Raw genomic sequence first — 14227 nt, 5'->3', positions numbered from 1 at the left:
ATGCCCCTCGACCCGCCTCATGCCTCGGCGCCGCCCGCCGCCCGGGCCAACCGTGAGCCCAACTCCCTTACGTAGCCGACCAGTTCCGGCGGCTCGTGCACCGTGAAGTCGCAGTCGACGACGGCGAGCCGTACCGCCAGCCACTCCATGGAGTCGCCGACCGAGGCCCGCAGCCGGCAGCTGTGCTCGTCGAGGGGCTCAGGTGTGCCGAACCAGCGGGGGAGCCGGGCCGCGATGAACTCGGCGGGCGCGGCGAAGGTGACGTCGAACTCGTACGTGTCCTGCCGTCGGTACATCGACTGCTTCAGATACTCCTCCGCACTCCCCGTCGGCAGCTCGCGCGGTGCGAACCGGGCGCCCGTGGCGAGAGGGTCCGTGACCCGGTCGACGCGGAAGGTGCGCCAGTCGGCGCGGTCGAGGTCGTAGGCGACGAGGTACCAGCGGCGGCCGGTCGAGACGAGGCGGTACGGCTCGCAGTGGCGGCGCGAGTCCGTGCCGTCGCCGGCGCGGTAGGCGAAGCGGAGGTGTTCGTGGCCCGCCACCGCCGAGGCCATCACGGTCAGCGTCTCGGGCGCGACGGTCGCCCCGTCGCCGATGGTCAGGGGCGTGGTGGCGGCCTGGAGCGTGGAGACCCGGTGACGCAGCCGCGAAGGGAGCACCTGTTCGAGCTTGGCGAGCGCCCGTACGGAGGCCTCGTCCACGCCCTCCACGGCGTGCCCGGCCCCGGCCCGCAGCCCCACCGCGATCGCCACGGCCTCCTCGTCGTCCAGCACCAGCGGCGGCATCGCCTTCCCGGCCACCAGCCGATACCCGCCCTCGGCCCCCTTCGTCGCCTGCACCGGATAGCCCAGCTCCCGCAGCCGGTCGATGTCCCGGCGGACCGTACGCCGCGAAACCCCGAGCCGGTCGGACAGCTCACCACCGGGCCACTCGCGAGGCGTCTGAAGGAGGGAGAGGAGCTGAAGCAGCCGCCCGGGGGTGTCGGTACTCATGAGACAGCCGCAGTCGTGGTTGTGGTCATGGATCCGAGGATGCCGCAGAACTAGGACACCGTCTGACCTACTCGGCCCCTGACTTCGAGACATGACCTCAAGCGAGCCCGATCTCCGAACACCACCCCAGACCCGCGCCCCCAAGGGGCGCGGGGAACCGCGCGACCAGCCACCCACGACCCGCGGCTCGGATACGGCAGTCACACAAGCGGCGCTCGACCCCGCCCCCGGCGGAGCCGACCGCCGCCGATGGATCGCCCTCGCCATCGTCATGACCGCCGCCTTCATGGACCTCGTCGACGTCACCATCGTCAACATCGCCATCCCCTCCATCCAGCGAAGCGAAGCCGCCACGTTCAGCCAGATCCAGTGGATCACCGCCGGCTACGCGCTCGCCTTCGCCGCGGGCCTGGTCACCGGCGGACGGCTCGGCGACATCCACGGCCGTAGGCGGATCTTTCTCCTCGGCATCGGCGGCTTCACGATCGCCTCCGCGCTGTGCGGCCTCGCCGCGAACCCGGAGATGCTGGTGGCGGCGAGGATCGCGCAGGGCGCGATCGCCGCGCTGATGGTGCCGCAGGTGCTGTCGATCGTGCACGCGACCTTCCCCGCGCACGAGCGGGGCAAGGTGTTCGGGCTGTTCGGCGCGGTCGTGGGACTCGGCGCGGTCTCCGGCCCGCTGCTCGGCGCCCTGCTCATCGAGTGGAACCCGCTCGGCCTCGAATGGCGGGCGATCTTCCTGATCAACCTCCCCGTCGGCGTCGCGGGCCTGATCCTGGGCCGCCGTTTCATCAGTGAGTCCAAGGCCCCGCAGGCCCTGAAGCTGGACCTCGTCGGCGTCGCCCTCGTCACCGGCGGCCTGCTGATGCTGCTCTACCCGCTCACCCGGGGCCGCGAGCTGGGCTGGCCGCTGTGGGGGTACGTCTCGATGGCCGGCTCGCCGGCCGTGTTCGCGGCGCTCGTGGCGTACGAGCGGCGCAAGACGGCCCGCGACGGGTCCCCGCTGATCGAACTGTCGCTGTTCAAGGTGCAGAGCTTCGCGGCCGGCATCGCCGTACAGACCGTCTTCCGTGTCGCCCTCGGCATCTTCTTCCTCGTCTGGACCCTCTATCTCCAGACCGGCCTCGGCTGGAGCGTCCTGCGGGCCGGCCTCACCGGCATCCCGTTCTCCCTCGCCGTCTCGGTCGCGGCCGGGGTCTCGGTCCAGCAGCTCGTCCCGCGCTTCGGCCGCAAGGTCCTCCAGTCGGGCGCACTGCTGATGGCGGTCGGCGTGCTGCTGTACCTGGCGGAGTCCGAACGGTACGGCCTCGCCATCACCCCCTGGCAGATGGCGCTCCCGCTGGTCGTGATGGGCGCGGGCATGGGGCTCATCGTCGCCCCGCTGACCGACGCGATCCTCTCCGAGGTGCCGCGCGAGCACGCCGGTTCCGCGTCCGGGCTGATCAGCACGGTCCAGCAGATGGGCAACGCGCTGGGTCTCGGCCTGGTCGCCGTGGTCTTCTTCGGCGTCATGGACGACCACCTCGTCCCCGCCGAGATCGGCCCCGCCTTCGTGGACGCCTTCGAGTACGCGCTCGGCTGGGTCGCGGCGGTCCTGCTGGCCATCTTCCTCCTGATGTTCGCCCTGCCGGGCCGGGCCCCGGGGGCGACCGAGCCGGCGAAGCCCGAGGACAAGGGTGAACACGCGGGCGAAGGTGAGCAGGAGGGCGAAGGCGAGCATGAGGGCGAGGACGACGAGCGGGAAGCGCAGCTCGTGCACTGAACGCCATGTGCCCGTTCATGTCCGCCGCATGCCCGAACCTGTTTACTTTCCGGAAATCCAGGCGTAGCCTCCGGTGCGAACCACAGAGTCGGGCATCGGTCGGAGGCGAACGGACATGTACGCACCGGAGCGGCAGCAGGAGATCCTCCGGCTCGCCCGTGACGGCGGCCGGGTCGACGTGGTCTCGCTGGCGGAGGAGTTCCAGGTCACGGCGGAGACGATCCGCCGGGATCTGAAGACTCTGGACCGCGCCGGCCTCGTCCAGCGGGTGCACGGCGGCGCGATCCCCGCCGGACGCCTGGACTTCGAGCCCGACCTCGCCGAGCGCGAGGGCACCGCGGCCGACGAGAAGGACCGCATCGCGCAGGCCGCCCTCGCCGAACTGCCCGGCGACGGCACGGTCGTCCTGGACGCCGGTACGACGATCGCGCGCCTCGCCGCCGCCATCCCGCTGGAGGCCACGCTCACCGCGGTCACGCACAGCCTGCCGATCGCGGCCCGCCTCGCCGACCACCCGGGCATCCAGCTCCACCTGGTCGGCGGCCGAGTGCGCCACCGCACGCGCGCCGCCGTGGACGCCTGGGCCCTGCGCGCCTACGGCGAGATCCGCGCGGACGTCCTCTTCGTGGCGGCAAACGGCTTCTCCGCCGACCGTGGCCTGACCACCCCCGACCTCGCCGAGGCCGCCGTGAAGCGGGCGGCGATGTCCGCCGCCCGGCGCGTGGTGCTGCTCGCCGACTCCTCCAAGCACGGCCAGGAGCACTTCGCCCGCTTCGGCGACCTGAGCGAGGTGGACCTGCTGATCACCGACAGCGGGCTGAGCCCCGAGGACGCCCTCGCCATCGAACGCGACGGCACGGAAGTGCTGCGCGTCCCGGGCACCGAGCCCATCAACGGCTCCGCCGCGGCCCGGACCACCGAACCCCGGACCAACGGCCGGAAAGACCGCTCATGATCCTCACCGTCACCCCCAACCCGTCCCTCGACCGTACGTACGAGGTCCCCTCCCTCGACCGCGGCGAGGTCATCCGGGCCACCGGCGAACGCATGGACCCGGGCGGCAAGGGCGTCAACGTCTCCCGCGCGGTCGCCGCCGCCGGACGCCGCACCGTGGCCGTACTGCCGCTGGGCGGCGCGCCCGGCGCGCTCGTCGCGGACCTGCTCGACGCGCAGGGCATCGAGGTCGCGCGGGTGCCGGTGGCCGGGGCGACCCGTTCCAACATCGCCCTCGCGGAGGCCGACGGAATCCTGACGAAGATCAACGCGCCCGGCCCCGAACTGTCCCCCGCCGAGCAGGAACTCCTCCTGGAGACCGTCCGCGCCCAGTCCGCCGACGCCTCCTGGATCGCCTGCTGCGGCAGCCTCCCGCGCGGACTCGCTCCCTCCTGGTACGCCGAACTCGTCGCCCGCGCCCACGCCGCCGGCACCCGCATCGCGCTGGACACCTCGGGCCCGGCCCTGCTCGCCGCCCTCCGGGAACGCCCGGACGTCGTCAAGCCCAACGCCGAGGAACTCGCCGAGGCCGTGGGCCGCCCGCTCGCCACCGTCGGCGACGCCGTCAAGGCCGCGGAAGAGCTCCGAGAGATGGGCGCCGACGTGGTACTCGCCAGCCTCGGCGCCGACGGGCAACTCCTCGTCGACGCCTCGGGCGCCTGGTTCGGCAGCGCCCGCGTCGACGCCGTACGCAGCAACGTCGGCGCCGGCGACTCCTCCCTCGCCGGCTTCCTCATCGCGGGCGGCCACGGCCCCGAGGCCCTCGCCTCCGCCGTGGCCCACGGCGCCGCCGCCGTGCAACTCCCCGGCAGCGTCATGCCGACCCCGGGCGACCTGGACCCGGCCGCGGTGACGGTCACGGCGCAGGTGCCGGTGGACCGGATGCTGACGGAGCCGGTCTCATGAGCACGACACCACCCCTCGGAGCGGTCCGGCACGCCGGCGGCGACCACGAGTTACCCGCCTCGCCCGCCACCGTCCCGCCCCACCACCTGCCGGCCGGCCCCAGCGGCCAGCGCCCCCCACACTTCCGTCCCCACCCCCGCCCGGCACACCCCCGGGCGATACGCGTGCGAAGGAGCCCGCGATGAGCGAGATGATCACCGCGGACCTGGTCGACCTCGACCTGTCCGCCGATACCAAGGAAGCGGCGGCGCGTGCCCTCGCCGAGCGCATGGTGGCCAAGGGCCGGGTCACCGACCTGGACGGCTTCCTCGCCGACGTGGCCGCCCGTGAGGCGCAGATGCCGACCGGCCTCGACGGCGGCATCGGCATCCCGCACTGCCGCAGCGAACACGTCACCGAGCCGACCCTCGCCTTCGGGCGCAGCGCGGCCGGCATCGACTTCGGCGCGCCCGACGGCCCCGCCGACCTGATCTTCCTGATCGCCGCCCCGGCGGGCGCGGACGACGCCCACCTCACCATCCTGTCCTCCCTCGCCCGTCAGCTGATGAACACCGAGTTCACGGACGCGCTGCGCGCGGTGGGCGACGCGGCCCACGCGGCGGCGCTCATCCGGGGCGAGGACGTGCCCGAGGGCACCGAAGACTCCGCGGCGGCACCGGCCGGAACGGCCTCCACCGGTGCCGCCGCGGTCAGCACCACCACCCCGGCGGACGACGAACGCGAAGTCAGGCCGGCCGAGGTCGAGGCCCGCCCGTTCCGTATCGTCGCCGTCACCTCCTGCCCCACCGGCATCGCGCACACCTATATGGCCGCCGAGTCGCTGGAGAACGCGGGCCGGGACGCCGGTGACGTCGAGATCGTCGTCGAGACGCAGGGCTCGGCCGGCTTCAGCCGCCTCGACCCGGCCGTCATCGCCGCCGCCGACGGCGTGATCTTCGCCCACGACGTGCCCGTACGGGAGAAGGACCGGTTCGCCGGGAAGCCCACCGTCGACGTCGGCGTGAAGGCGGGCATCAACCGCCCCGCCGCACTGATCGCCGAGGTCCGCGGCAAGGCCGAGCGCGGCGAGGTCACGGCCGCCGCCCGCCCCGGCACCCCCGTCGACCGCGCCGGCGAGCCCGGCGAGGGCTACGGCACCAAGCTGCGCAAGTGGCTGATGTCCGGCGTCAGTTACATGGTCCCGTTCGTCGCTGCGGGCGGTCTGCTGATCGCCCTCGGCTTCGCGATCGGCGGCTGGGAGATCAACCAGGCCAAGCCGGTCACCGAGCACTTCGACTGGCTCCAGATCGACAGCTGGGCGGCCCTGCTGTACCAGATCGGCGCCGTCGCCTTCGGCTTCCTGATCCCCGTCCTCGCCGGTTACATCGCGTACGGCATGGCGGACCGGCCGGGTCTCGTCCCGGGCTTCGTCGGCGGCATGATCGCCGCCGACATCAACGCCGGTTTCCTCGGTGGTCTGGCCGCCGGTCTGATCGCCGGTGGCGTCGTCCTCGCCATCCAGCGGATCAAGATCCCGCCGGTGCTGCGCGGCATCATGCCGGTGGTCGTGATCCCGCTGATCTCGTCGCTGGTCGTCGGCTTCCTCATGCTGGTGGTCATCGGCAAGCCCATCGCCGAGGCCCAGAAGGGCATGACGGACTGGCTGAGCGGCCTCTCCGGCTCCAACGCGATCCTGCTCGGCGTCCTCCTCGGCCTGATGATGTGCTTCGACCTGGGCGGCCCGGTCAACAAGGTCGCGTACGCCTTCGCCACCGCCGGTATCGCCGTGCAGGACCCCAGCGACTCCGCGATGAAGATCATGGCGGCGGTCATGGCGGCCGGCATGGTCCCGCCGCTGGGCATGGCCCTCGCCACCACGATCCGCAAGAAGCTGTTCACCACCGCCGAGCGCGAGAACGGCAAGGCGGCCTGGGTGCTCGGCGCCTCGTTCATCTCCGAGGGCGCGATCCCGTTCGCCGCCGCCGACCCGCTGCGGGTCATCCCCGCCTCCATGGCGGGCGGCGCGGTCACCGGTGCACTGGCCATGGCCTTCGGCTCGACCCTGCGCGCTCCGCACGGCGGCATCTGGGTGACCCCGCTGATCGGTCAACCGTTCCTCTACCTGCTGGCCATCGCGGTCGGTACGGCGGTCACGGCCGGCCTGGTCATCGCCCTGAAGGGCATGCGCAAGACCCAGCCGGGCGCCGCACCCGACGCCGCTCCCGCAACCGCCGAGGCGGCGACGAAGGAGCCGGTCGCGGCCTGAAACCCACGACCACGCACGTCGGCCGCAGCCCTCACGAATGAGGGCTGCGGCCGACGTGTGGTGAGAGCCCCCGCGCGCCCCTTTGGGCGCCTTTACAACCCCTGTGACTTGTACGCCGTACCTGCGAGATACGTCACGGTCCGGGCTCAAAGTCCCATCCGGTGGTGTCTACTGGACGACATGCCTGAGCACGTGTCGATCCTCCAGCTGGTGGGCGGGGTTGCCCTCGTCCTCGCGGCGGTCATCTGGGTCGCCGTGCTCGTCCGTGTGCTGCGCCGGGACCACCACGTGCACCGCGTCCGCTTCGCCGAGATGGCGCGGCACCGGGGCCGGCGGCTGAGGGCCCTGCCCCAGCAGCTCCGCAGGGGCCCGCACGTCGAGCATGTGGAGCTGACCCCGGCGGAACAGGACGCCTTCGCGTTCCTGGCCCGCCAGTTCAGCGACGACCGCCGGGCCTGAGCTCCACCTGGCCGTTTCCCTACCCGAGGCTCCCCGCCCGCCGCTCCATCGCGTCCCGGGCCGCGTCCTCCGTCGCGTACACCTCGCACATATGGCGTCCGTCCGGTGTGGCCGTGTGCTCGACCTCCCAGAGGGAGATCTCCTGTCCGTCGGTGAGCAGGAACGCGTGCTCATAGAGCGAGAAGCCCAGCCCGGGCCGCCCGCGCCGAGCGGGGCGGTGCGGGCGGCCGAAGGCCTGGGTGATCTCGTGCGCGAACGCCGTCCGCAGCAGCAGCGTGGAGACCTCGTCCCCCGGCAGGTCCGCGTTCTCCGCGCGCCGCAGCAGCCGGCGCGCGTGGTCCGCCGAGTCGTCCGGAACGTACTCGTGGCGCGGCTCGGGGAAAGCCGTCAGCTCCATCATCGTGGGCAGCTCGAAGTCGGGCGCGTCCGGCGGCAGCGGCAGGCGCGCGGTGGCGGCCCGCAGCTCCTCGTCGTCCGTGTACACCTCGTGCTGGGTGTCGCTGCCGGGCACGGTGTTGTGCACCAGCTCCCACAGCGTGACGGCGGAGCCGTCGGCCAGCAGCCAGGTGTGCCGGTACGTCGCCCGGTGCAGCCCCGAACTGTAGTGCGCGGAGTGCAGCGAGCTGTCGTGCGCGAGGGCGCAGTCGAGCTGCCGTATCGTCTCGTCGGGCAGTTCGAAGGAGTTCAGGGCGCGGCCGAGGAGTCGCGCGAGGTGCTCCTCAGGAGACTCGGGCGACTCGGGTGGCTCGTACGCTGCCGTCTCGTACGGAACGCTCAAGGTTTCTCCCGGCGTTGCTGCATGTCACCTTGTGGGTGCATACCGTAGCCCCTCGGTCGGACATCATGTCCAGGAACCGAGAAAACGTACGCCCAATAAAACGCCGGAGCCGCGCGGTTGGTTCCCGCGCGGCCCGACGAACTCCCAGAACTACGTGGTCAGATGGGGTCGGAGGGGGATCAGCCGGTGCTCTCCGCCGTCCACGCGTCCCATGACATGTTCCAGCCGTTGAGACCGTTGTCCGGCGAGACCGTGTCGTCGGGGGAGTTCTTGACGATCACCACGTCACCGACCAGCGAGTTGTCGAAGAACCACTTGGCGGTCGTGTCGCCGCTCGCCCCTTGGACGTCCGCGAGCCCGACACAGCCGTGGCTGGTGCCCTCCCGGCCGAAGGGCGGATTGGACCTGCTGTACCAGTAGTTGCCGTGGATGAAGGTGCCCGACGTCGTCAGCCGCATCGCGTTCGGCACGTCCGCGATGTCGTACTCACCGCCGAAGCCCACCGTCGACCCGTTCATCCGCGTCTGCCGGAACTTCTCCGAGATCACCATCTGACCGTTGTACGTCGGGTTCGCGGCGGCACCCGCCGAGATCGGCACGGTCTTGAGCGTCTTCCCGTCCCGGACGACCGTCATGGTCTGCGTGTTCACGTCGACCGTGGACACCTGCGAGCGCCCGACCGTGAAGGTGACGGTCTTGTCCTGCACGCCGTAGACGCCGTTCGCGCCCTCCACACCGTCCAGATCGATCTTCATCGTGACCTTGGACCCGGCCTTCCAGTACTCCTCGGGCCGGAAGTCGAGCCGCTGCTCCCCGAACCAGTGCCCCGCCACCTCCTGCCCGCTGCTCGACGTCACCGTGATGTGCGACTGCACGGCCTTCTGGTCCGTGATCGCCTTGTCGAAGGTGAACGACACCGGCATCCCGACCCCGACCGTGGTGCCGTTGTCGGGGGTGTACGTCCCGATGAAGCTGTTCGCCGTCGAGACGGTCGTGAAGATGGAGTTGGCGGCCGACATCTTGCCCTCGGCGTTCTTCGCGGTCGCGGAGATCCGGTACTTCGTCCCGCGCTCCAACTGCTCCTTCGGCTTCCAGGACAGCCCGTCCTCCGCCGTCTCGCCCGGTACGGCCGCGCCACCCTCCGCCACGGTCATCTTCACGTCGGTCAGCTTGCCGCCGCTGACCTTCACGCCCGTCGCGTTGATGGACGCGTCCGTCGCACCGTCCTTCGCCGAGATCGTGATCCGCGCCGCCGCGTCCTTCGCCGACGTCCCCTTGCCACCACTCTTGTCGTCGGCCTTGGCGTCACCACCACAGCCGGTGAGGGTCAGCGCACCGACCACCAGCACGGCACAAGCCCCCATCGCACGCCGTACAGCAATCTTCGGCCTCGTCACGATCTGCTCCAGCTTCTTCGCGTCCGCGTGATCCGCGTGATCTACGTGCTCCGCTCCGGTACGCGGAGAAAGAGCGAACGACGGCCCACAGGGTTCCCACCAACCCCGCCCGAGGGCATCACGTGACAGAACCGGGACAATCGCCTCCCCGGCACGCGACTCACCCCGAAGCTATCCGTACAACTCCCCATAGGACGGCCAGAGTCCACCCGGCCCGTCCACCGACTCGGCCGCCCGCACCGCCCGTACGATCGCCCGCGTCACCAAGTCGGCGCCCGCCTCCAGGAGTTCGTTCAGCGCGAGCGGACCCGCCTGGGGCGGCAACGGCCGGGCGCCCGTGGCCAGGGTGAACACCGTGTCCCCGTCGTTGAGCAGATGAACGGGGCGTACGGCGCGGGCGATGCCGTCGTGCGCCGTGCCGGCCAGCTTCTGGGCCTGGGCGCGGGTCAACTCGGCGTCGGTGGCGACCACGGCGAGCGTGGTGTTCATCGGGGGCGGAGGACTCTTCACGGCGGCCTCGGCGAGCCGCCGGCACGCGACCTCATGGACCTCCGGCGCCGGAAACGCCGTACGCCCCTGGAACAACTCCCCGTACAACACCCCCGTCCCCGGATCCATCACCGAGCCCGCCGCGTTGGCCACCACCAGCGCGGCCACCGTGATCCCCGAGTCCAGCACGGTGCTCGCGGTGCCGATGCCGCCCTTGAGCAGCCCGGCCGTCGCTCCCGTCCCGGCACCCACGCACCCCTCCGCCACCGGGGCACCGGGCCCGCTCGCCGCGGCGGCCTCGACGGCGGCCCGGCCCATGGCCGCGTCCGGTCTCGCCCGGAAGTCGCCGCCCCGGCCCAGGTCGAAGACACAGGCGGCCGGGACGACCGGCACGACATGCGCGGGGTCGAGGCCGACCCGCACACCGCGCCCGTGCTCCTCCAGCCAGGCCATCACGCCCGACGCGGAGTCCAGCCCGTACGCGCTGCCGCCGGTCAGCACCACCGCCTCGACCCTCTGCACCAGGTTCCGCGGGTCGAGCGCGTCCGTCTCCTTGGTGCCGGGCCCACCCCCGCGCACATCCACGGCCGCGACCGCACCGCCCTCCGGAGCCAGCACGACCGTGGTACCGGTGAGCCACCCGTCACCGCTTCGCGTGGCGTGGCCCACGCGCAGGCCGAGGACATCGGTGAGGGCGTCGTTCGGAGCGCCGACCGGTTCGGGTGTCCGGGGGGTCTTGGGCGTCTCGGGAGTCATAGGAGTCCTGGGTGTCCCCGGGGGAGTCGAGGGCTTGGAACTGGACGTCATGGCGCCCAGCAGACCAGAAATCCCGGCGGAATTCTCGCTCAGGTGTTCACAAGTGCGCGCGGGCCGGGCGGGGGGAGGGCGCGGATGGGACGGGAGCTGTTCCCGGCCGGGGTCGTACTCTGGGGGCATGAGTACCGCTCCCGCCCCCGAACCGCGTGACCCCAAGGCCGCGCTGGTCTTCGACGACCCGCTGAGCCGGCCGTCGTCCGACGACACGGACCAGGGGTGGGGCGAGCGGTCCGGCGACGGCGCCGACAGCGCGGCCGACCTGAAGCGCTTCCTCGACGAGAAGCCGCCCCACCACCTCTGACATCGCCGGCCGAACGCCTTGAGCGCCTTGACTGCCGTCGGCGCCGCTAGTCGCGGTCGTGACCCGAGCCGCGCTGGGCCACCAGGGCGTCGCGGATCTCCTTGAGCACCTCCAGCTCGCTCACCTCGATGACCTCGTGGGTGCCTTCCTTCGCCTTCCGGCGGGCCTCCTGGCGGGCCAGGTACTTGGCCATGGGGAGGACCATCAGGAAGTAGACGACGGCCGCGGTGATGACGAAGCTGAGGGTGGCGCCCAACACCGAGCCCCACCGGATCTGGATGCCGGTCGAGTCGACACCGCTGCCCGTGCACGGATCTTTGAGGCAATAGGCGTAGCTGTCGAGATCCTTGGTGCCGATGGCCCCGACCAGCGGGTTGATGATTCCTTGCACCACCGAGTTGACGATGTTGGTGAAGGCCGCGCCGATGACCACGGCGACGGCCAGGTCGACGACGTTCCCCCGCATCAGGAAGGCCTTGAAGCCCTCCCAGACGCTCGGCTTCTTCTTCTCGCTCACCACGAGGCCTCTCTGCGCTGGTTGTGGAACAAACGACTCCGCAACCTACGTCAGGGCCTGGCCCGGGTGTCCAATTGGGCCCCTCCGTTGAGGGACTTGACGGGCCGGGCTCGGTTCGAGTGCCGGTGCCGAGGGCCGAGGTCACCACAGTGTCACCGCCAAGCGGGACGTGGCGCCCGCGCCTGCCAGCCGGGTCGCCGTGCGGCGAGGCACGGTCAGGACGATCAGTGCGCCGCTCTCGGTGGCGCTCACGGTCGGCACCTTCGACACACGGGCGCCCCGTGCGACGACCCGTGCGGTGCCGGCGCCCGTCGCGGACTCCTCGGCCGCGATCACGTCGACACGGTCGCCGGGGCGCAGCAGCCGTACCGTCGCGCCGTCGGCGATCCGGACCGGTGCGGTCACCGTCTCGGAGGTGGGTCGCTCGGGGACGGGGTCGGCGACGGGGTGGCCCCTGACCCGTTCGGCGTCCTGCGGGCCCGCTCCCGTCGCCAGCAGGGCGGCAGCGGTCACCGCCAGCCCGGCGGCCATCGCTCGCCTCCGGCAGCGGGCGAGACGGCGCAGGCGGTGTGCCCCGCCGCGTACGCGCAGCGGCGCGAAGTGGGGGACCTCGCAGGTGGGCGGGGCGTCGGGGCCGGGTGGGCCGGCGGCCCAGGAGGGGGTTCGGCGTGGAGGCGCGGACGCGGATGAGAACGCGGACGCGGATGAGAACGCGGACGCCGATGAGGACGCGGGTACGGACGAGATCGCGGGTACGGACGAGGACGAGGGCGAGGGACGGGACATGGGGCCACCACCTGCTCTGTGAGATCGGCTTGCGGTCCCACGATGAGGCTTCGCGGCGGATCGTGTTGAGGGCGGTGGACGACCCACCGGTTGTGGATAACTCCGCCACCCGAACGGGGAGTTCCGCCCCCGCCGCCCCTGCCCGCCCCATCCCCAGGGGCGCCGCCCCTTCGACCCCGTCTCGACCCCGTCTCGATCCCGTGAGGGTAGGCGGGAAGCGCGCGGGTGGGTGGGCGCTGAGTCGCCCTTCGGGCTCGTCCTCAGACGCCGGACGGGCCGGAAGCGGCCGTGCCGCGCTGTGACGCGGAGCCCATCGGCCTTACGGCCTCGCTTTCAATCCCCCGCCCCACCCGACACCTCTCCCCTCACGGCAGCACGAACCCCGGGTCCATCCCGCCCAGCGCCTTCGTGCACAGGCAGTGCCGCGTCCCGCTCGGCGGCAGCGCGGCCACAGTGTCGAACAGGACACCCCGGAGGCGGTCGATGTTGGCGGCGAAGACCTGGAGGACCTCCTCGTGGGAGACGCCCTCGCCGGTCTCGGCGCCGGCGTCGAGGTCGGTGACGAGGGTCAGGGAGGTGTAGCAGAGTTCGATTTCACGGGCGAGGATCGCCTCGGGGTGGCCGGTCATGCCGACGACGGCCCAGCCCTGGGCCTGATGCCAGAGGGACTCGGCGCGGCTGGAGAAACGAGGTCCCTCGACCACGACGAGGGTGCCGCCGTCCACCGGTTCCCAGTCGCGTCCGCGAGCCGCTTCGAGGGCGGACTTGCGGCCGACGGGGCAGTAGGGGTCGGCGAGCGAGACATGGACGACGTTGGGGGTGGCGCCGCCGGGCAGCGGGAGGCCGTCGAAGTAGGTCTGGGCGCGGGACTTGGTGCGGTCCACCAACTGGTCCGGGACGAGCAGCGTGCCCGGTCCGTACTCCGGCCGCAGGCCGCCCACCGCGCACGGGCCGAGCACCTGGCGCGCCCCGACGGAGCGCAGGGCCCACAGGTTGGCGCGGTAGTTGATGCGGTGCGGCGGCAGATGGTGGCCCCGGCCGTGGCGGGGGAGGAACGCGACGCGGCGTCCGGCGATCTCACCGAGGAAGAGGGAGTCGCTGGGCGGCCCGTAAGGGGTGTCGACCTGTATCTCGGTCACGTCGTCGAGGAAGGAGTAGAACCCCGAGCCCCCGATGACACCGATCTCCGCCAGGCCCGCCCCGTCGGCCCCGCCCGCCGCCTTCTCCACATGCCCCGCGTGCTCCGTGTTCGCCATGCCCGCACCCTAACCGGGGCCCGGAGACGCCGAAGACCCCGCGGTCGTCGTACGACGACCGCGGGGTCTCGGAAGCCCATGAAGTCCCGGAGATCCCGGAGGCCCCCGAAAAAAGCGCTACGCGGCCGAGCTGCTGCTCGTGGAGGAAGAGCCCGAGGACGACGACTTCGAGTCGGAGGACGACGAAGACGACGAGGACGAGGTCGAAGAAGACGACGAGGACGACGAATTCGTGTCCGAGGAGGACGACGACTTCGACGACGCCGTCGCCGGGCTGCTGCTCGACGACGAGCCACGGCTGTCGTTCCGGTAGAAACCGGAACCCTTGAAGACGATGCCGACGGCCGAGAACACCTTCTTGAGGCGGCCATCGCAGCTGGGGCACACGGTCAGGGCGTCATCGGTGAACTTCTGCACCGCTTCGAGGCCCTCACCGCATTCGGTGCACTGGTACTGATACGTCGGCACTGGTCTTCCTCCTGGCACTCTCACTCGATGAGTGCTAACGACAGTCCATAGTGACCTATTCC

15 protein-coding genes are annotated in these 14227 nt (G+C 71.6%); 7 read left to right on the top strand and 8 right to left on the bottom strand.

Going from position 1 to position 14227, the window contains the following annotated elements; translation table 11 throughout:
• Positions 1-17 precede the first annotated feature (17 nt).
• Positions 18-992, bottom strand: a complete 975-nt coding sequence (locus I8N67_RS13895; RefSeq protein WP_200303362.1) for a helix-turn-helix transcriptional regulator — start codon at positions 990-992, stop codon at positions 18-20.
• Positions 993-1263: 271 nt separating this feature from the next.
• On the opposite strand from I8N67_RS13895, the gene I8N67_RS13890 reads away from it, so the two are divergent.
• The 5 genes from I8N67_RS13890 (at position 1264) to I8N67_RS13870 (ending at position 7357) form a co-directional block, all read left to right on the top strand.
• Positions 1264-2754: an MFS transporter gene (locus tag I8N67_RS13890; RefSeq protein WP_307835236.1), complete on the top strand. Its 1491-nt coding sequence runs from the start codon at positions 1264-1266 to the stop codon at positions 2752-2754.
• Positions 2755-2869: 115 nt separating this feature from the next.
• A complete protein-coding gene (locus I8N67_RS13885) occupies positions 2870-3709 on the top strand; it encodes a DeoR/GlpR family DNA-binding transcription regulator (RefSeq protein WP_200303360.1) in 840 nt (279 codons plus the stop codon).
• Complete coding sequence (pfkB, locus tag I8N67_RS13880; RefSeq protein WP_200303359.1) at positions 3706-4653, top strand: 1-phosphofructokinase; 948 nt, start codon at positions 3706-3708, stop codon at positions 4651-4653. Before I8N67_RS13885 ends, pfkB begins: the two co-directional genes overlap by 4 nt.
• A 181-nt stretch (positions 4654-4834) precedes the next feature.
• On the top strand, positions 4835-6898 hold the full coding sequence (locus tag I8N67_RS13875; protein ID WP_200303358.1) for a PTS fructose transporter subunit IIABC: 2064 nt from the start codon (positions 4835-4837) through the stop codon (positions 6896-6898).
• 180 nt (positions 6899-7078) lie between these two features.
• Positions 7079-7357, top strand: a complete 279-nt coding sequence (locus I8N67_RS13870) for a hypothetical protein (RefSeq protein ID WP_200303357.1) — start codon at positions 7079-7081, stop codon at positions 7355-7357.
• Positions 7358-7376: 19 nt separating this feature from the next.
• On the opposite strand, the gene I8N67_RS13865 is transcribed toward I8N67_RS13870, so the two are convergent.
• The 3 genes from I8N67_RS13865 to I8N67_RS13855 all read right to left on the bottom strand — a co-directional run bounded on the left by I8N67_RS13865 (position 7377) and on the right by I8N67_RS13855 (position 10777).
• On the bottom strand, positions 7377-8135 hold the full coding sequence (locus I8N67_RS13865) for a DUF6227 family protein (RefSeq protein WP_200303356.1): 759 nt from the start codon (positions 8133-8135) through the stop codon (positions 7377-7379).
• A 179-nt stretch (positions 8136-8314) separates the two neighbouring features.
• Positions 8315-9532, bottom strand: a complete 1218-nt coding sequence (locus I8N67_RS13860) for a L,D-transpeptidase (protein ID WP_200303355.1) — start codon at positions 9530-9532, stop codon at positions 8315-8317.
• 171 nt (positions 9533-9703) lie between these two features.
• Entirely contained in the window at positions 9704-10777 is a 1074-nt protein-coding gene (locus tag I8N67_RS13855) for a P1 family peptidase (protein ID WP_200303354.1), read from the bottom strand.
• A 178-nt stretch (positions 10778-10955) separates the two neighbouring features.
• On the opposite strand from I8N67_RS13855, the gene I8N67_RS13850 reads away from it, so the two are divergent.
• The gene (locus I8N67_RS13850) at positions 10956-11138 is read left to right on the top strand and encodes a hypothetical protein (protein WP_200303353.1); all 183 of its coding nucleotides are present in this window, start codon (positions 10956-10958) and stop codon (positions 11136-11138) included.
• 46 nt (positions 11139-11184) lie between these two features.
• On the opposite strand, the gene mscL is transcribed toward I8N67_RS13850, so the two are convergent.
• On the bottom strand, positions 11185-11655 hold the full coding sequence (mscL, locus tag I8N67_RS13845) for a large conductance mechanosensitive channel protein MscL (protein ID WP_200303352.1): 471 nt from the start codon (positions 11653-11655) through the stop codon (positions 11185-11187).
• Positions 11656-11796: 141 nt separating this feature from the next.
• On the bottom strand, positions 11797-12246 hold the full coding sequence (locus tag I8N67_RS42580) for a hypothetical protein (RefSeq protein ID WP_307835235.1): 450 nt from the start codon (positions 12244-12246) through the stop codon (positions 11797-11799).
• A 25-nt stretch (positions 12247-12271) separates the two neighbouring features.
• Between I8N67_RS42580 and I8N67_RS44190 the strand changes: the two genes are divergently transcribed.
• Complete coding sequence (locus I8N67_RS44190) at positions 12272-12463, top strand: hypothetical protein (protein WP_200303350.1); 192 nt, start codon at positions 12272-12274, stop codon at positions 12461-12463.
• A 343-nt stretch (positions 12464-12806) separates the two neighbouring features.
• Here the strand turns inward: I8N67_RS44190 and I8N67_RS13830 are convergent, their stop codons facing one another.
• Positions 12807-13697 (bottom strand): S-methyl-5'-thioadenosine phosphorylase, encoded by an 891-nt coding sequence (locus I8N67_RS13830; RefSeq protein ID WP_234045644.1) that lies wholly within the window; start codon positions 13695-13697, stop codon positions 12807-12809.
• A gap of 117 nt (positions 13698-13814) precedes the next feature.
• Entirely contained in the window at positions 13815-14165 is a 351-nt protein-coding gene (locus I8N67_RS44185; RefSeq protein WP_200303349.1) for an FmdB family zinc ribbon protein, read from the bottom strand.
• Positions 14166-14227 lie beyond the last annotated feature (62 nt).

Origin of the sequence: Streptomyces adelaidensis, from assembly GCF_016598475.1 — a bacterium.
Classification (GTDB): domain Bacteria; phylum Actinomycetota; class Actinomycetes; order Streptomycetales; family Streptomycetaceae; genus Streptomyces; species Streptomyces adelaidensis.
The sequence above is the reverse complement of the archived record's forward strand: the minus strand, read 5'-3'. Positions and strand labels throughout refer to the sequence as shown.